Below are 17,159 nucleotides of genomic sequence, written 5' to 3' on the forward strand. Positions count from 1 at the left end.
TCTGTGGTTAGCTGGCTGGATGGAACAGCCTGGACAGCCCGTGCACTGGGACGGAGCCGTGAATGCGTGGCGCATTTCCGGCAGCGTGTTCCGGATGGGGCGCCGGGAATGGGTCACCGAAGCGGGCTGGAAACAGGCGTACGACCACGGCGTCCGCACGGTGATCGACCTTCGGAACGCTGCGGAACACGGCCGCCGGGACACCGATCCCGAAGTGGGCGCGGACGTGCTGGCGGTGTTCGACGTGGTGCATGCTCCCACCGAAGACCCGGAGCACCCGGAGTTCAAGGAACTGTGTTCCCCGTACCTGAACGATCCGGAGTGCTACGCGGCCAACGCCCGGCTGTTTCCGGACAAGCTCGTGGCCGTTTTCCGGGCCGTCGCCGCTGCACCTGCCGGTGTGGTGATTCACTGTTCGGCCGGGCGGGACCGCAGCGGAATGATCGCTGCCATGCTCCAGGACCTCACGGGCGCCGGTGACCACGAGATTGTTTCGGGCTACCAGGCCGCCATGCGGGGGATCAACGAACGCCACCGCACGGCCGCGGTGCCCCACAAGCACGAGCGCTACCTGGAAGAACACGCCCTGGTGCCCCTGCTGGAGAAGCGCGGCGGGGGAGCCCTCGAGTTCGTCCGGCAGTTGGACACCACAAACTATCTTTTGCGGCACGGGATCACCGTGGCCGAGCTGGCTGCGATCCGGTCCCGGCTGGCAACAAGGGTGGCGACGTGAACGAAATTTGGGGGACGCTTTGACGCATCATTCCGGACGTAACCGCTTCAACCGCGCCCTGGGACTGGCTGCCGCAGCCGCCCTGGCCCTCGGCTCCACCTTCCTCTCGGGTCCCGCCGTCGCAGAGTCCGGTCCGCCGCTCCCTGGTCCTTCGGCGCCTGCCGTTTCCACCGCAGCGCCTGCTGCCTCTCCCGCGGCGCCGGCCGTGTCCACACCGGCTCCCGAAGCGGGCGATTCCGCGCCCGCGATCAGCGATGCCGGGCTGATGGAGGCCGTCCTCCGCGACCTGGGAATGACGCTCGAACAGTTCAACGCCGCCGGTGACCAGGGCAAACGCGCGGCCGACGCCGTTGCCTCCTTGCGCGCACTGCCCGGCTATGTGGGAATCAGCCTGAAGGACGGCCGGATAGTGGTCGAGGGCATCGGCCCGGAGCTTGCGGCCCGGGTGGCTGAACTCAATGCTGCAGGATCCGGCGCGGCGGGTCATGCGGATGCGCCCGGTGAATTCGTCCTGGTGGCGCCGGCACCTAAGCCATCAGCCGGGGCGTCGTCCGCCCCTGAACCGTCGCCCGCGGCGCCGTCACCCAGCGCTTCCGCTTCCACACCGGGAACACCGGAAACACCGTCCGACGCGGAAACGCCGGACCGGGTTGCGGCCAGCACGGACCAGCTGTTCACGGACTACGTCCGCGAAGTTGGCGCCGCCGGCCTTCAGGCCGTCGCCTACGCCAACGGCAGCTTTGTGATCCGCACCGGCGGCACCAACCAGGCGGAGGCCGGCATCGCTCGGGCGACCCCCGCGGCCCCGGCGGCCCCGGCTGGAGGCACCGCATCGTCAGCCCCCGCGGCCTCGCCGTCCGAGTTCGTGGCGCGGTATTCGAACGTCCGGCTGGAGCAGGGCGAACCGCTCGCTCCGGAGGAGGACTTCTTCGGCGGGCAAGGGTTTGTCCTCAACAACGGAATCATCTGCTCCGCAGGGTATGGCGCCTACAGCCCGGCGGGGGAGCCGATAGTGCTCACCGCTGGCCACTGTACTGACGACGGAACCCTTTCAACGGCCAACGTGGAACGTCCCGAATCGCCTGCCAGCAACCTGCTCGGCACCCTGGGCTTCAGCCAGTTCGGCGGGCCGGGCAACTCGTGGATCACCGGTGACGAGGCCAACCCGGGAAACATCGGCACGGACATCGCAGTGATCGAGTCCATCCGCTCCGGCCTGGATCTTCGGCCTGCGGCCTCCCGCTGGGATGCTCCCACAAACCCCGGTTCCACGGCAGTGAAGATCATCGGAACAGCGTCGCCGTCACCCGGGCAGGCCGTCTGCCGCTCCGGCCGCACCGACGGCTGGTCCTGCGGCACGGTGGATGAGGTGGGAATCTACGTCGTGGGCGGCATCACCTCCGACCCCTCGGATCTCCGGGCGTTCCGCGGCTTCCTGTCCAACTCCGTCCAGTCCAGCGGCGGCGACTCCGGCGGCCCGTGGATCAGCGGAAACTTCGCCGTCGGCACGCACTCTGCGGGTGACGCGCCAGGTTCCGTGTCGAATTTCGCCGTGGCCACCACCCTGGAGGACGCCATGACCAGGCTTCCCGGCGTTCAACTGCAGCTGTTCCTCAACAAACCCGTGCTCACGGAACCGGCCGGCGGCGGCGGAGTGGCGCTCGGGCAGGCAATCACCGGACAGGTCCCGGCAGCTCCGGCCTCCGCCGTCGCCGCAGGGTCAACCGTCCGGATCACAGTGCCGGGGCAGGCGCCCGCGGAGGTGCCCGTGGACGCCTCCGGGAAATGGCAGTTCACCGCTCCGTCTCCGGCCGGCCGGCTGCGGTTTACCGCCGAAACCATCAACGGCTTCAGCCACTCCGGCGCCAGTACGTTCGACGTCACTGTGCTGCCTTCCGACCTGCCGGCGCCTTCCATTGCCAGCCCGGCCGACGGGGCAGTCCTCACGGCGCTCGAACGCATCCAGGGCACCGGTACGCCCGGCGCCACCGTGCATCTCTCCGGGGACGCCTCCGGGCAGGCAGTGGTTGGCCTCGACGGTAACTGGACCGTGCCCGTCACCGGCAACGCGAGGGTCGGTTCCTTCACCGTTACGGCAGTTCAGACCGCCCACGGCATCGCTGACAGCCCGGCGGCCAGCCGGACCTTCACGGTCGCACCGCCGGCGCCCGCGGTCACCAACGTCCAGGACGGCCAGCATTTTGCCCACGACGCGGTTCCAGGCCAGATCACCGGTACCGCGTTCAACGGCGCCGCGGTGACCGTGACCATCGACGGGGCCGCACCGGCGCAGGTCCCGTCGAACGGCAGCTGGAGCTCGCCGCTGCCGGCGGGACTCGCGGCCGGCACGCATACGGCTGCAGCCAGCCAAACGGTCGACGGCGTTGCCTCGGTTCCGGTGACCGTCACCTTTCTTGTTGACCCCGCCCCCGTGGTTGTTCCTGCCGGCGTCGCGCCCGCGGGTGTGTCAGGTCAGTTGCCGGCCACCGGTGCCGATGGCCTCCTCACGGCCGCGGGTGTCGGGGCCGGGGTTCTGGTCCTCGGCGGCATCGCGCTGGTCCTGGCCAGGCGCCGCTCCCGCCGCTGAGCCGAGTTTTTGTCCACCTATCGCGTCCAAATGGGGCGTTATCTCGCGATAAGTGGACAAAAACTCCAAACTATTGGAAATCTGCCAGCCAGAGGTCCGGGCCGAACACTTCGTACTGGATGTCCCTGGCCGGGACGCCCTTTGCAATCAGGGCGCTCCGGACTGACTTGAGGAAGGGCAGGGGGCCGCAGAGATAGTATTCGGCATCGTCAGGCAGATCGACGGCGTTGACGTCCATAAAACCTTCGAATTCCGGCGCACCCCCGGCCCCGCCCGTTCCGCCCGTCGCCGGGACCGCCGGCTCAAGGAACCACGTGCTCAATGACGCGTCCGGCAGTTTCGCCAGATCCTCGGTCACCTGGGCCCGCAGCGGGAAGGATTCGGCCGTGTCATCTGCGTGGAGGAGCATGACCTGGCGTCGGGAACCGGACTTCACCAGATGGGAAAGCATTCCGGCCATGGGCGTGATGCCGATGCCCGCGCTGGCCAGCACCACAGGCCTGTCCGTGTATTCCAGGACCACGTCACCGAAGGGTACCGAAAGCACCACCTCGTCGCCCTCGTGGACCTCGTCGTGGAGGAAGTTGGACATCTCGCCGTCGGGTGTCGGGAGTCCATGAACCCGCTTCACCGCGAACTGCCGGTGGTGCCCGTCGTCGGCCCTGGTGAGGCTGTATTGCCGGGGCTGGTGCACGCCGTCATGCATGGCCATCTTGATGGTGACGTATTGGCCGGGCAGGGACGGTTTGACGTCGCGCTCGTCGGTCCGTTCCACGATGAACGTGACCACGTCGTCGGTTTCCTGGATCCGCCGGGCAACGCGCCAGGTCCGCCAGATCGTCTCGGGCGAGAGGTGCACGGCGTTGTAGAGTCCCCGCTCCTTGTTGATGAGCATGTTGGCCATGAGCCAGTAGACCTCGTCCCAGGCCGCTGCGACGTCGGGTGTGACGGCGTCTCCGAGCACATCCACAATGGACCACATCAGATGGTCGTGGACAACCTGATACTGGTCCGGGCTCAGCCCGAGTGAGACGTGCTTGTGGGCTATCCGGGAGAGCAGATGGTCCGGCAGCTGATCGGGTTTGTCCACGAGGAATCCGGCGAATGCGGCGATGGAACCCGCCAATGCCTGCTGCTGCCGGCCGTCCGCCTGGTTACCCCTGTTGAAGAGGCCGTCCAGGAGGTCCGGACGCGCCTCGAACATGTGCTGGTAGAAACGTTTGGCAATCTCCTCGATGTGCTCGCCTACAACAGGCAGCGTTGCCTTGATCACAGGAGCAGAGGTGTCTGAGAGCATGATGGATCCCTTCGTATTTCAGTTTTCAGCGGCCAGCTCGCCGCGGGCGATGCTGTCCGAGGAGTGCCCGGGGTTGCCGTCGAACGGCTCGTTGGAGACGTCCACGATGGGGTACTCAGCCAGATCGAGTCCTTCGGGGATGGCGAAAACGCCGGGTTCGCCGTCCAACACGCCAAGGCTCACGAGTTTGCTCAGGTCCGGCGAGATCACCCAGACTTCGCGGAAGCCGCTGACCTGGCCGTCGGACAGCTGGACCACCAGCTGACGGGATCCGTCGGGAAGCTTCTCCACCAGGGCCTTGCCGTTGGCTGTGTAGGACTCCAACGGCTGCAGCGGTGCTTGCGCAATGACCACGGCTTGGGATGCGGTCGGCGTGGGTGAGGGCATCGCTTCCGGGCCCTTCCCGAGGAAGCTGTAGGCTGCCCACACCGCGGCGGCGCCGAGCACGATTCCGGCCGCCGCGGCCATCGCCACCCACCGGCGGGCCGTTGAACCGGGGCGCTGTTCGCGGACGCGTTTGCGGAAAGGCGCCGGTGGCGTCGCCGCCGGCTCCGGTGACTCAGTCGCGGAGCCCGCCGCCGTCGTTGCCTCAGGCGCGGAGCCCGCCGCCGTCGTCGTTGAACTGCCCCACGACGACTGCCGGCCCAACGGGTCCTGCGCCTGGTCGGGGGAGAGACCCAACGCCTGGTGGATGGCTGTCCAGTTGTGCGGGCCGGGCGTCGCCAGTTCCACTTCGGCGGGATCGATCGTGGCGGCATGGACGGTGCGTTCCAGGGCAGCGAGAGTGCGGGCACAGTCACTGCAGAACGCCAGGTGGTCAGCCTCGGCCGGCGTCAGGGCTGGTTCGCCAAGGGCCATCAGGCTCAGCTGCTCGTCGTCAAGATGCTTCATGGCCCACCTCCAGGCGGGTCCGCATCCGGGAGAGGCTCCGCCGGATATGGCTCTTGACGGTACCGAGCGGCAGTTGCAGGCGCGACGAGATCTCATCGTGCGTGAGGTCCTCGTAGAACGCCAGCTTCATGATCGCCTTCTGTGGATCGCCCAACCGCTCCAGCTCTTCCTCCAAGGTTATGCGGTCGGCCACGGCTTCCACGTCAGCTGCCGGCGGAGCTGCGGCGAGGCTGTCACCTGCGAACTGGCCGGCCGCGTGCTCCAGCTCCTGCCGGCGTATGCGGGCGGACAGCGCATCGGCAATGGCGTTGCGGGTGATCCCCACCAGCCAGGCCGGCAGGCGGGCGGCCTCGGGCCGGTAGCTTGCGCGTGATTTCCAGGCCCGGATAAACACTTCCTGGGTGACGTCGTCGGCTGCCGCGCCTTCCCCCATCGATCGCAGCGCCAGGGTGTACACCAGCGGGCTCAGCCGCCTGTAGGCCTCGGCGAGTGCAGCTTCCTGGCCGGCCGCGAACGCATGATCGAGAGCAGCGTCCCAATCATGCGGGCCGGCAGGCGTCATCGATGGCTCCTTCGAGCGGCAGTGAGACCTGTGGAACCACATTATGCCGTGCCGCCTGACGGTCCGCCATAGATGCGGCGATGGGTGCGGCCATGGGCACACCCATGGACAGGTACCGGGAGGGTCTTGACCGCCGGCGCCGCACCGGAGCAAGCTCATTTCAGGCCCTCCGGCAACCCCGGGCCCCGACGAGCCTTTGTGCCGCAGGTCCTCAGCCTTGAACCCCGACTCGAGGAGTGCCCCATGAGCACCACATTCAATGATCTGCTCGCCAAACAGGTGGGCAACGAATTCGCAGCATCGCAGCAGTACATCGCCATAGCCGCCTGGTTCGACGGACAGGATTTGCCCCGGCTGGCCAAGCACTTCTACCGGCAGTCGCTGGAGGAACGGAACCACGCCATGATGATGGTGCGGTACATCCTGGACCGGGGCATCAGGATCACGATCCCCGGAATCGAGCCGGTCCGGAACGACTTCACGTCGGCGGAGGAACCCCTGGTCCTGGCTTTGGCCCAGGAGGTCGAAGTCACGGACTGCATCAAGGAGCTGTTCGCGACGGCGCGGGCGGAAAACGACCCCCTCGGTGAGCAGTTCATGCTCTGGTTCCTCAAGGAGCAGGTGGAAGAGGTGGCATCCATGTCCACGCTCCTGAATGTGGCGCGCCGCGCGGACAACCTCTTCGACGTCGAAATGTTCCTTGCCCGCGAAAGGGTGGGCGACTCCGGCGGCGGCGGGGGCGGCGGTCATGGAGGAGGTCACGGCGGTCACCATCACGGCGGCGGCGGCCATGGCGGCGACAGCCACGACTCCGCAACGCCGGAAGCTGCGGGCGGGGCACTCTGACACAGGGGCGGGTGCACGACGGCGGGGCCACCTGTCAGGCGGCCCCGCCGGGAGCGGTATTCAGTGATGGCGCACGACGTTCTCGGTTGCGGCGTCAGTGGCGTCCGCACCACCGCCCGGAGGAGTCAACAACCTGGACAGCCACAGCCAGCGTGCCGTCGGCCAGGCTTCCCCAGGCGTAGACAATCGTGTTCTTGCCGGCCTCGACGGTAACGTCAGCCGGCCCGATCACCGGAGCTGTGGTTCCGGCGGCAGCAACGGACGCCGAGACGGTCCCGGCCTCCAGCTGAAGGGTCGCCTCGTCCGGATTGCTGAGTCCCTCGATCACGGCCGTTCCGCCGGCCAGGACGTCGACGGCGGGGGCCGCGGCTACGTGCCGGACCGTCAGCTTGCCTTTGCTGTCGTTGCGCGGGGCCGTCGTGTCGTTGGCGAAGAGCGTGGCCGTCGGGGCGCCGTCGGCGTCGAGATGGGCCACCGCGGTGTAGTCTCCACCGCCGTCGAGTTCAACGTCCACCGGCCCGATGACTGGATTGTCGGCGCTGGTGGCGTCCGCGGCGGTGATGGCGATTTCGTAGTCCCCGGCCGCGAGCTCCAGCGGACCGGCCAGGGTGCCAGGAGTGAAATCATCCAGGGTGAGGTTGCCGTCCACCCACACGTCAACGGTCAGGCCGGGCACGCCGTGCAGGACCGAGAGCTTCGCGGGGGCATCGTCGTGGTGCCAGCCACCGGCCTGGGCCGGGGTCGCGAAGGTCAGTGCAGCCAGGAGCGATAGTGCTCCGGCGGCGTAGGTTGTTTTGCGCATTTCAAACTCCTCAGAGGGATGCCCGGTGACGGGCTGTGTTTGTGCTTACGCCCTTACTACCGGCCGGAGGCCCTCTTTGGATGCAAAGTCATGAAGTTTTTTTGGGGTTCACGCGCCCAGCCGCGCCAGTCCCTCGCCCATAGCGCGCGCGAAGGTTGCTCCGGGCACGTTTTCCGCGTCGAAATGGACGCCGCAGTGGAGCCTGCCGGCGTAGGAGACAGCCGCGACGCCGAGCCGGACGTTGGCAGCGAGCACGGCAACCGGCCAGATCGCGACGACCGGGGCACCCGCGAGGCGAAAGGTGCCAGCCGGGCCTGGCACGTTGGTGACGAACCCTGCGACGAGATGCTGCCTTCGAGCCACGCGGTCCATGATGCGTGCGCCGATCGGGCCGCGCATGAACTCGAGCGTTCCCTGCTCCCTCGCCCGCGCCTTCTCCTGCCGGGTCTGTTCCGTGATGAGCCGGACGAGTTCATCGGGTTCGACGTCGCCGAGCGGCAGCCGCACGAGCATGACCCCGACTTGGTTTCCCGCTGTCCCGCGGCGCTGCAGCGCGACCGGCACTGAGACCGGTAGCCGGGCAGGGATCCGCTCCCCGGCGGCGGACAGCACCGCCCGGTAGCCCAACGCCACTGCGGCGAGCAGGGCATCATTGACGGTGGCACCGACCGGCCGAACATGCGTCTCGAGCGCAGCGAGGTCGGCGTCCAGGAACACAACCCCGCGATGCGGACTACGCTCACCGAGCAGCACCGTGGGACCGACCTCGCGACCGCTCAGGGTCATCCGCATGCGGCGCAGACCGAAGCCGAACCGCCCGAGGATATGCCGTAGGTCGCGTCGCGGTGCCTGCCCCGGCACCAGGACACTAGGCGCGTGCACCGACGTCCCCCGCGATTCCACGGGGTCGAAGAGCTGTTGTACGATCGCTGACGCCGCCATCCCGTCGGCGACAGCATGGTGGATGCGCAGCACCACTCCGATCCCACCCACGGTCGCACCCGGCACCACCAGAATCTCCCAGTATGGACGATCCAGTCCCAGCGTCGCACTCATCAGTTCCCCGCACGTCTGCTCGAAGCCAGCGAGCCCATCGACGGCCTCGATGAGCCGGATGTGGTGCTCGAGGTCGGGCGCCGCCTCGACCCAGCGGTGCCGGCGGCCCGTGGCGACAGCTATCTTCCGGAGCTGTGGCAGCGTCGCGATCCGCTCGCGAAGGCAGGCGCGCAGGGCGCTCAGGTCAGGCATGCCATCGGGACCGACGAAGCCGCCCGCCGTCAGCAGACCGGCGACGAGGAACACGTTGACCTGACCGGCGTGGTCAAGCACCAAGTTCGCCTCGTCGACCGCGGCGAGCCGGTGTGTCGCCGGGCGCATGCAAAAAGGGTAGCAGCCGGTCCTGCCAGGCCGTGAGGGCGGGAAGCTATGGCGTGATGCTGCCTGAAGACGTGGAAGCGGGTTTAGCGAGTTGGGCTGTAATTGGATCCGTCAAGGCGTCGGCCATCCCTACGTTGAAGGCCCAGACGGGTCGTTAGCCAGCTCGGGTGCAAGGCGGGTGAAGAACAGCGCGGCCGGAGGCAGCCACGCCTGGTTGTGGATGGCGCTACCGACTATGACAGCTTCGTAACCGGAGACAGAATCAACCCCCTCCACGGACCGGCACTCGACCATAAGTCCCGACCCGCGTCGCGTCAGTTCTTCCTGTCCAAAAGCAGGTTGGTGATCCGCAGGGTACACAGGCGCTGGCCGGCGTCGTTGGTCAGCAGGACCTCGTGCGTTGTCAGTGTTCCGCCCAGGTGGATGGGCGTGGCCGTAATGGTGATCCGGCCTTCACGCGCCGACTTGTGGTGGGTGGCGGACACGTCCACACCCACCGCGGTCTTGCCCAGGGTGCTGGCGTGGATCACGGCAGCCCAGGACCCCACGGCCTCGCCCACGGCCAGTGACGCACCGCCGTGGAGCAGCCCGAACGACTGCCGGTTGCCTTCCACAGGCATCGTGGCGACGACGCGCTCCACCGATTCCTCGACGATTTTCACGCCCATCTTCTCGTCGAGTTCGCCCAGCGTGATTTTCCACAGTTCGGGGCTGCCTGTTTCGGGCTGCATGGCCACCTATCTTTCCTTGGTCTTCCTCTAGTGTGCAGCAAGGCACATTCATGTACTGTAGACATATTACCGAACGGACGGTCAGTAATGCTCTGGCCGTGAAGATCTTGCCCCCCGTTGGAAGGACCCGTCAACGATGACCACCACAGCAACTGCTCCGAAATCCTCACTGGACACTGTTGAGACAGTCCCCAGTTTCGTCCGGGACTCCTGGTGGACGCCCGACGCCGGAGCCGCGGCTTCCGCTGTTCCGGTCCTGGACGCCAGCACAGGAGAACTCCTCGCGAAGGTGAGCACCGAGGGACTGGACCTTGCCGACGTCGTGGATTACGGTCGCACCACCGGCCAGACGGAACTCGGCACGCTGACCTTCCACCAGCGCGCCCTCAAGCTGAAGGAACTGGCGCAGTACCTGAACGCGCGCCGCGACCACTTCTACGAGCTGTCCGCGCAGACCGGCGCCACCAAGATCGACTCGCTGGTGGACATCGACGGCGGCATCGGCGTGCTCTTCACGTTCGGCTCCAAGGGACGGCGCGAGCTGCCCAACTCCCAGGTGGTGGTGGACGGTCCCATGGAGGTGCTGTCCCGCGACGGCTCCTTCGCCGGTGAGCACATCTACACGCGCATCCCCGGTGTGGCCGTGCAGATCAACGCCTTCAACTTCCCGGTGTGGGGCATGCTGGAGAAGTTTGCGCCCGCGTTCATCGCCGGCGTTCCCACCATCGTCAAGCCTGCTACCCCCACCGGCTACGTGGCGGCCGCCGTGGTCAAGGCCATGATCGAGTCCAACATCCTGCCGAAGGGCTCCCTGCAGCTCATCTCCGGCTCAGCCCGCACCATCCTGGACCACCTCGACTACCGCGACCTGGTGGCCTTCACCGGCTCCGCGTCGACGGCCAACGCGCTGAAGTCGCACCCGAACGTTGTGCAGGGCGGCGTCCGCTTCACCTCGGAGACGGACTCGCTCAACGCCGCCATCCTCGGCCCGGACGCGGTCAAGGGCACACCGGAGTTCGACGCCTTCATCAAGTCCGTGGTCACCGAAATGACCGTCAAGGCCGGCCAGAAGTGCACCTCCATCCGGCGCACCATCGTGCCCCGGGAGCTGGTGTCCGACGTCGTTGCCGCCGTGGGTGCCCGCATTGAGGAACGCGTGGTGGTGGGCGATCCCCGTGCCGAGGGCGTCACCATGGGTGCCCTGGCCTCCCTCGAGCAGCTGGCCGATGTCCGCGCCGCCGTGCAGGCCATGCTCGACGCCGGCGGCGAGCTCGCGTACGGCACGCTCGATTCGCCCAAGGTGACCAAAGCGGACGGGGGAGTCGGCGTCGTCGAAAGCGGTGCCTTTATGTCCCCGGTGCTGCTCAGTTGGGCCGACGCCGAGGCCGAGGCAGTCCACTCGCTGGAGGCCTTTGGGCCGGTTTCCTCGGTGATCGGCTACACGGACCTGGCCGACGCCGTCCGCCTCGCCGCCCGCGGTGGCGGCTCCCTGGTGGCCTCGGTATGCACCAACGATCCCGCCGTGGCCCGGGAACTGGTCACCGGGATCGCCGCGCACCACGGCCGCGTGCTGATGCTCAACCGCGAGGACGCCCGCAGCTCCACCGGCCACGGTTCACCGGTCCCGCACCTGGTCCACGGCGGGCCGGGACGTGCCGGCGGCGGCGAGGAACTGGGCGGCATCCGCTCGGTGATGCACCACATGCAGCGCACCGCCATCCAGGGCTCGCCCAACATGCTCACCGCCGTCACCGGCGTCTGGCACACGGGCGCGGACCGCAACTTCACTGTTGAGACCGAAGGCACCCACCCGTTCCGGAAGCCGCTGGCCACCCTGCACATCGGGGACGCTGTCCGGTCCGAGCTGCGCCAGGTCACCCTGGAGGACATCACGGCGTTCGCCAACTCCACGGGCGACACCTTCTACGCGCACACCAACCAGGCGGCCGCCGAAGCCAACCCGTTCTTCCCGGGCATCGTGGCGCATGGCTACCTGCTGCTGGCCTGGGGTGCAGGGCTGTTCGTCGAGCCGGCTCCGGGCCCCGTCCTGGCCAACTACGGCCTGGAGAGCCTGCGCTTCATCACTCCGGTGGCCGCAGGGGACTCCATCCGTGTCACCCTGACGGCGAAGAAAATCACCCCGCGCGAGACCGACGAGTACGGCGAGGTGGCCTGGGACGCCGTCCTGACCAACCAGAACGACGAAATCGTGGCCACCTACGACGTCCTCACCCTCGTGGAAAAGTAGCGGGTCGAAAAGTAGCCCCCCACCCCGACGCTCTCTCACTTCCGGTGGGTTTTTTCCCGACGCTCTCTCACCCCGGTGAGAGAGCGTTGGGGTTTAAGGTGCAGGAAGTGAGAGAGCGTCTGGGGGTGGGTCGCTACTTTGTGAGGTCGTAGGCCTGCCCGATCCAGGCCTGCAACTGCGCGTCGACGCCGGCCGCTGTGGTGACCAGCAGTTCGTTGTGCACACGGTTGGCTGAGACCCGTTCGCTGCGGCGGATCCGGGGGTCTTCAATCGGCTCTGCTGTGACAACGTTGATCAGCAGGCCGTTGCTGCGCGGATGGACGCCGAGGAAGGCCCGTCCGTGGGTGATGTGCAGGGACGTCTTTTTCGGCTCAACTTCGAAGGACCCGATGCCGTGAAGCAGCGCCAGCAGGGCGTCGTAGACCAAGGCGCAAACCGGCCGGGCGAGGATCGTGTCCAGAGCGGTGTCCATGCCCCCACCTTAGCCCGCGGATCTCGACAGGCTCGATCACCGGGTCGGTGGTTGAGCCTGTCGATGCCTCTTTTCGTAAGATCTTTCCGCCCTGCCCCGGCGTAAAATTTTCAGCGTAGGAGGTGGCGAAATGACCCTAGTATTGAACACAGCCACAACCGTCCTGCCCGTGGATGACAAAGAGCGCGCCCGTCGTTTTTACGCGGAAACACTCGGACTGCCTCATCGCGGCGTGGCAGATGACGGAAGCGAATTGTTTGGCAGCGGCGACGGCCCCATGCTGCAGCTGATGCCCGTAAAGGACGGCAGGCACTCAGAGCACACCACGCTGAGCTTTGAGGTCAGGGACATCGAGCGGACCGTTGATGAAATGGAAGCCCGCGGCGTCCGGTTCCAGGATTACGATCGCCCTGATCTGAAGACTGGCGAACACCACATTTGTACTACCGATTCAGAAAAATGCGCATGGTTCATGGACACCGAGAACAACGTTCTCTGCGTTCACGAAACCCTCGGCATCCAGCAGGCCGAGTACCAGCTCTAGCGGCTGTGGCCCTGCCGGTGACCAGGCCGGCGGCGAAGAAGACGGGCGTTCCGGCTCAGCGGGACGCCTTATCTTTTGCCCGCGCCAAGGTGACCCCCGCGTCAGGGCGACCAAGGATCACCCGGCCTCACGGCGATTCCGGCGGCGGCGTGGACCACGGCGTGACCGGCCGCTCCTGCCTGACGCCGTCCACCGTGATGTCCGCCCGCTCGTTGAAGAAGCTCACCAGCCCATGGATCTGCGCGGCGTCGCGGAACCGCGGGTCGTACATCCACGCGATGTTCCGACCGTTTTCGGACTGCGGGTAGGTCCAGTAGCTCGCCGTTCCCTTGTACGGGCACACCGTCTTTTTGGGGCTGGCCTCCATGAGGTCCAGCCGGACGTCCGCCGGAGGGATGTAGTAGCGCACCGGCAGCATGGTTTCGTAGAGCAGCTGGGCGCCGTTCGTGGTGGCCAGCGTGACGTCGTCGAGCCTGACTTCAACGGTGAGCGACGACGCCCGGATATCCACCCGATGGAACGGATCACGGGGATGGCCGATGATTTCCTCATCGTCCTCCAGCCAGTCGAACGCCTTGAAATCCAGCACCACATAGCCGGCGAGGTCGGGGTCCTCCGGCCGGAAGGCCGCCCGGGGCAGCCTCGCCCCGGAGGTCACGACGTCGAACTCCTCACCGGGCGCCGTGTGCCGGCCGAAACCGGTGCGCGGATCCAGCGCCGGGGGTCCGTCCGAGCCGAGCTTGAAACCGTGTTCCGTGACCTCGCCCGGCTCCTGCCGCGGCGGCTCGAGTTCGGCCCGCAGATCCACTTCGGGGACGGCATAGATGGGGGTGACGCGCTTGGGCTCCCACACCAGGAGTGCATATAAAGTGTCGACGACGGCGTTCCCGCCCACCATGGCACGGACCCGTTTGGCGGTGGGCTGGTAACGCAACTGGGGGAACGTGCCGAAGATGACTTCGGATAACTTCGTGGCCATGACTACAGGGTGATCGCCGCCATTCCCGCCGTCAATGACTTCCCTCGCAGCCGCGGGGAGGACGTGGGGGAGAACACCGTCAGCGTGGCGCGCTGAGCCCCTTGAATGCCATTGTAATGACGTCGTCGGCCAGTTTCTCCGGCGACAGCGTGCCGCCGGGCTTGTACCATTCCACGATTGAGTTGATGGTGCCGAACAGCAGTCGGGTGACCGTGCGGGGGTCGATGTCCTCGCGGAGGGAGCCTTCATCGCGGGCGGCGGAGATCAGTGCCGCCACCGTGTGGTCGAAGGTGCGCCGGCGTTCCATCGCGTTGCGCTCAATGTCCGTGTTGCCGCGCAGGCGCAGCAGCAGGGTGACGAACGGCAGGCGTTCCACCAGTACGGAGATGGTCTGGCGGAGGACGAATTCGAGCCGTGCGTCGGCGCTTCCGGTCTGGGCCTTCGGCTGGTCCAGGATCGCCTCGAGGCCGCCCAGGGCATGGTCAAGGGCGAGCTTGAGGAGGTCCCCCTTGGACGGCACGTGGTGGTAGATGGCCGACTTGGAGATGCCCAGGTTTTCGGCAAGAATGCCCATGGACGTGGCGTCGTAGCCGTGGCGGTTGAAGACCTCGACGGCGATTTGCAGCACCGACTGCTGGTCGTATCCCGGGCGGCCGCGCTTGGTGGGTGCATCAGTTGTGGACATACCGGCTATTTTCTCATGAACGTTCGGTCAACCGGCGTAACCGGCGGTGGGCGCCCGCAAAAACCCCTTGCCTGGGGGATTCTCCGGTGCTAGAAACTTTGTATTAGGAACTTACCGGTGCGGGGACCGGTCCAAACAATGGAACAGCTTCAAAGTCCGGGACTTCACAGACCGGGACGGGATCAGGCACATTGGGTTGCCCGGTAGACGGTTAGCCATCGGCACGTCACAGCGCTGTCGCGCATTGGCAGCAGTGCACTGAATGCCTCCCGAAAAGATGGTCCCCGGCTGCCGTAGCCGGGGACCATCCCCGTGTCGTGGGTTAAACGCCAGGGCCCAGGGCCGTAAAGTGTCTGTTCGCGCTAGCCCTTGGGGCGCATGTCGTAGATCCGGCGCAGCTTGCCGCTGGAGCGCTCGAGCGAACCAGGCTCCACGATCTCCACCGTGCACGAAGAACCCACGTGGATCTTGATCTGTTCGCGCAGGGTGCGTGCCGCCGTCGTGCTGTCCGCGGAGGTGACGTTCTCGCGGCATTCGATTTTGACCGTTAGCTGGTCCATGCGCTGGCCTTCGGGCCTGGTGAGCACCAGCTGGAAGTGCGGGCTGAGCTCGGGGATGCGCAGGGCGATTTCCTCGATCTGGGACGGGAAGAGGTTCACGCCGCGGAGGATGATCATGTCGTCGCTGCGGCCGGTGATGCGGCCCATCCGGCGGTGCGCCGGACGCGCGGTGCCCGGGAGCAGCCGGGTGAGGTCCTTGGTGCGGTAGCGGATGATCGGCAGCGCCTCCTTGGTGAGCGAGGTGAACACCAGTTCGCCGTGCTCGCCGTCGCCCAGGACGTTCTCCTTGCCGGGCGCCGGGTTGAAGGCGTCGATGATCTCCGGGCGGAAGTGATCCTCCCAGATGTGGCTGCCGTCCTGGGTCTCCACGGCTTCGCCGGCCACGCCCGGCCCCATGACCTCGGACAGGCCGTAGATGTCGCAGGCCTTGATGTTCATGGTCACTTCGAGCTCGTGGCGCATTTCCTGGGTCCACGGTTCGGCCCCGAGCACGGCGTACTTGAGCGATGTGGACGTGGGGTCGATGCCCTTGTGGGCCATCGCGTCGGCGATGGTGAGCAGATACGTGGGAGTGGCCAGGATGACGTCCGGTTCGAAGTCCTGGATCATCTGGATCTGGCGTTCGGTCTGTCCGCCGGACATGGGGATCACGGTGCAGCCCAGCGCTTCGGCGCCGGCGTGGGCACCCAGGCCGCCGGTGAAGAGGCCGTAGCCGTAGGCGTTGTGGACCTTCATGCCGGGCCGGACGCCGGAGGCACGGAAGCAGCGGGCCACGAGCTTGGCCCAGTCGGCCAGGTCCTTCTTGGTGTAGCCCACCACGGTGGGGCGTCCGGTGGTGCCGGAGCTGGCGTGGATCCGGGCCACCTCGTTCTGCGGCACCGCGAACATCCCGAACGGGTATTCCTGGCGCAGGTCGTCCTTGGTGGTGAACGGGAAGTTGCCCAGGTCCGCCAGTTCGCGGAGGTCCGTGGGGTGCACGCCGGCTTCGTCGAACTTGCGCTTGTAGAGCGGGACGCGGTCGTAGGCGTAGGCGACGGTGTGCTGGAGCCGGCTGAGCTGCAGGGTCTCCAGTTCGTCGCGGGACATGGTTTCTTCGGGGTCCAGTACGGCGCCGGTGGCGGAGGCTGGTTCGGTGGCGTGGAGGGTCATCTGGGTTCCCTGTTTCTATTTCTTGGAGATGGTGCGGCTGCGGCCGCGGAACTCGGCGATGAGCTCGCCCGGGGAATCGGCAGCGTCCGCGGGGGAGCCGCCTGTGGTGGTGCCTGCATTGTCGGCGGTGTTGGTGCCTGCGGCGCTGTGCGGGTCTGCGGCGTAGATCTGGATGTCGTACAGGCCGCTGCGGCCCGAATGGGCGCGGCGGTTCGCGACGGCGGTGATCACCTGGCCCCGGAAGGCCGGCTTGAGGAAGTTGATGTCGACGCCGGCTGCCACGGTGATGGTGTCGGTCTCGGTCCCTGCTGCGCCGGGTGGCGGGCTGGCGGGGTTGCAGGCGAGGGCGAAGGCGGTATCGCCGAAGGCGAAGATCATTCCGCCGTGGGCCATGCCGAAGCCGTTGAGCATTTCCTGCCGGAGCGTCATGCGGATGGTGGCGTGGCCGTCGTCGAGCTTGAGGACTTCGATACCCATCCATTCGGAGGCATAGTCGTCTTTCAGGATCTGGTGGGTTGCCCCGGGAATGGTTAGTTCAGCCATGCGTCATTGCCTCCAGCTTTATTTACCGAATGTTCATTAGGTAATCCCATTTTGGCGCATGCTGTCAAGAGCCGTCGTTGATTTCGGGCCTACTCCGGGGCTGGTTCCGGGGCTGATTAGCGGAATGAACCACCGCCGCGTCGCACCCTAAGG

General features: G+C 66.7%; 16 protein-coding genes. 5 read left to right on the forward strand and 11 right to left on the reverse strand.

Annotation, left to right across the window (positions count from 1 at the left end):
* Positions 1-19: 19 nt before the first annotated feature.
* Together AB0N24_RS13870 and AB0N24_RS13875 are read left to right on the forward strand one after the other, a co-directional pair.
* A complete protein-coding gene (locus tag AB0N24_RS13870) occupies positions 20-733 on the forward strand; it encodes a tyrosine-protein phosphatase (RefSeq protein WP_364125086.1) in 714 nt (237 codons plus the stop codon).
* A gap of 19 nt (positions 734-752) precedes the next feature.
* The gene (locus AB0N24_RS13875) at positions 753-3,320 is read left to right on the forward strand and encodes a trypsin-like serine protease (RefSeq protein WP_364125089.1); all 2,568 of its coding nucleotides are present in this window, start codon (positions 753-755) and stop codon (positions 3,318-3,320) included.
* 70 nt (positions 3,321-3,390) lie between these two features.
* Here the strand turns inward: AB0N24_RS13875 and AB0N24_RS13880 are convergent, their stop codons facing one another.
* The 3 genes from AB0N24_RS13880 to AB0N24_RS13890 are packed head-to-tail and all read right to left on the reverse strand — an operon-like array spanning position 3,391 to position 6,070.
* Positions 3,391-4,617 (reverse strand): globin domain-containing protein, encoded by a 1,227-nt coding sequence (locus AB0N24_RS13880; protein ID WP_364125092.1) that lies wholly within the window; start codon positions 4,615-4,617, stop codon positions 3,391-3,393.
* An 18-nt stretch (positions 4,618-4,635) separates the two neighbouring features.
* Positions 4,636-5,508: an anti-sigma factor gene (locus AB0N24_RS13885; RefSeq protein ID WP_364125095.1), complete on the reverse strand. Its 873-nt coding sequence runs from the start codon at positions 5,506-5,508 to the stop codon at positions 4,636-4,638.
* A complete protein-coding gene (locus AB0N24_RS13890) occupies positions 5,495-6,070 on the reverse strand; it encodes a sigma-70 family RNA polymerase sigma factor (RefSeq protein ID WP_364125097.1) in 576 nt (191 codons plus the stop codon). The genes AB0N24_RS13885 and AB0N24_RS13890 overlap by 14 nt, the downstream gene beginning before the upstream one ends.
* A 243-nt stretch (positions 6,071-6,313) precedes the next feature.
* On the opposite strand from AB0N24_RS13890, the gene AB0N24_RS13895 reads away from it, so the two are divergent.
* Complete coding sequence (locus AB0N24_RS13895; protein WP_364125099.1) at positions 6,314-6,916, forward strand: ferritin; 603 nt, start codon at positions 6,314-6,316, stop codon at positions 6,914-6,916.
* A 94-nt stretch (positions 6,917-7,010) separates the two neighbouring features.
* Here the strand turns inward: AB0N24_RS13895 and AB0N24_RS13900 are convergent, their stop codons facing one another.
* The 3 genes from AB0N24_RS13900 to AB0N24_RS13910 form a co-directional block, all read right to left on the reverse strand.
* On the reverse strand, positions 7,011-7,718 hold the full coding sequence (locus tag AB0N24_RS13900) for a DUF4397 domain-containing protein (RefSeq protein ID WP_364125102.1): 708 nt from the start codon (positions 7,716-7,718) through the stop codon (positions 7,011-7,013).
* 108 nt (positions 7,719-7,826) lie between these two features.
* Positions 7,827-9,095 (reverse strand): wax ester/triacylglycerol synthase domain-containing protein, encoded by a 1,269-nt coding sequence (locus AB0N24_RS13905; protein WP_364125105.1) that lies wholly within the window; start codon positions 9,093-9,095, stop codon positions 7,827-7,829.
* Positions 9,096-9,409: 314 nt separating this feature from the next.
* A complete protein-coding gene (locus AB0N24_RS13910) occupies positions 9,410-9,826 on the reverse strand; it encodes a PaaI family thioesterase (protein ID WP_364125195.1) in 417 nt (138 codons plus the stop codon).
* 136 nt (positions 9,827-9,962) lie between these two features.
* Here AB0N24_RS13910 and paaZ point away from each other — a divergent pair, with 136 nt between their 5' ends.
* Positions 9,963-12,074, forward strand: coding sequence for a phenylacetic acid degradation bifunctional protein PaaZ (gene paaZ, locus AB0N24_RS13915; RefSeq protein ID WP_364125108.1), 2,112 nt, complete (start codon positions 9,963-9,965; stop codon positions 12,072-12,074).
* Positions 12,075-12,207: 133 nt separating this feature from the next.
* Here paaZ and AB0N24_RS13920 read toward each other — a convergent pair whose 3' ends face one another.
* Positions 12,208-12,546 (reverse strand): DUF5655 domain-containing protein, encoded by a 339-nt coding sequence (locus AB0N24_RS13920; RefSeq protein ID WP_364125111.1) that lies wholly within the window; start codon positions 12,544-12,546, stop codon positions 12,208-12,210.
* 130 nt (positions 12,547-12,676) lie between these two features.
* Here AB0N24_RS13920 and AB0N24_RS13925 point away from each other — a divergent pair, with 130 nt between their 5' ends.
* Entirely contained in the window at positions 12,677-13,090 is a 414-nt protein-coding gene (locus AB0N24_RS13925; RefSeq protein WP_364125114.1) for a VOC family protein, read from the forward strand.
* 127 nt (positions 13,091-13,217) lie between these two features.
* On the opposite strand, the gene AB0N24_RS13930 is transcribed toward AB0N24_RS13925, so the two are convergent.
* The 4 genes from AB0N24_RS13930 to AB0N24_RS13945 form a co-directional block, all read right to left on the reverse strand.
* The gene (locus AB0N24_RS13930) at positions 13,218-14,069 is read right to left on the reverse strand and encodes a DUF427 domain-containing protein (RefSeq protein WP_364125116.1); all 852 of its coding nucleotides are present in this window, start codon (positions 14,067-14,069) and stop codon (positions 13,218-13,220) included.
* 79 nt (positions 14,070-14,148) lie between these two features.
* Positions 14,149-14,754, reverse strand: coding sequence for a TetR/AcrR family transcriptional regulator (locus AB0N24_RS13935; protein ID WP_364125119.1), 606 nt, complete (start codon positions 14,752-14,754; stop codon positions 14,149-14,151).
* Between the two features lie 362 nt (positions 14,755-15,116).
* Positions 15,117-16,463 (reverse strand): phenylacetate--CoA ligase PaaK, encoded by a 1,347-nt coding sequence (gene paaK, locus AB0N24_RS13940; protein ID WP_364125121.1) that lies wholly within the window; start codon positions 16,461-16,463, stop codon positions 15,117-15,119.
* A gap of 15 nt (positions 16,464-16,478) precedes the next feature.
* The gene (locus AB0N24_RS13945; protein ID WP_364125124.1) at positions 16,479-17,006 is read right to left on the reverse strand and encodes a hotdog fold thioesterase; all 528 of its coding nucleotides are present in this window, start codon (positions 17,004-17,006) and stop codon (positions 16,479-16,481) included.
* Positions 17,007-17,159 lie beyond the last annotated feature (153 nt).

Origin of the sequence: Arthrobacter sp. NPDC093128 (assembly GCF_040683875.1) — a bacterium.
Classification (GTDB): Bacteria; Actinomycetota; Actinomycetes; order Actinomycetales; family Micrococcaceae; genus Arthrobacter.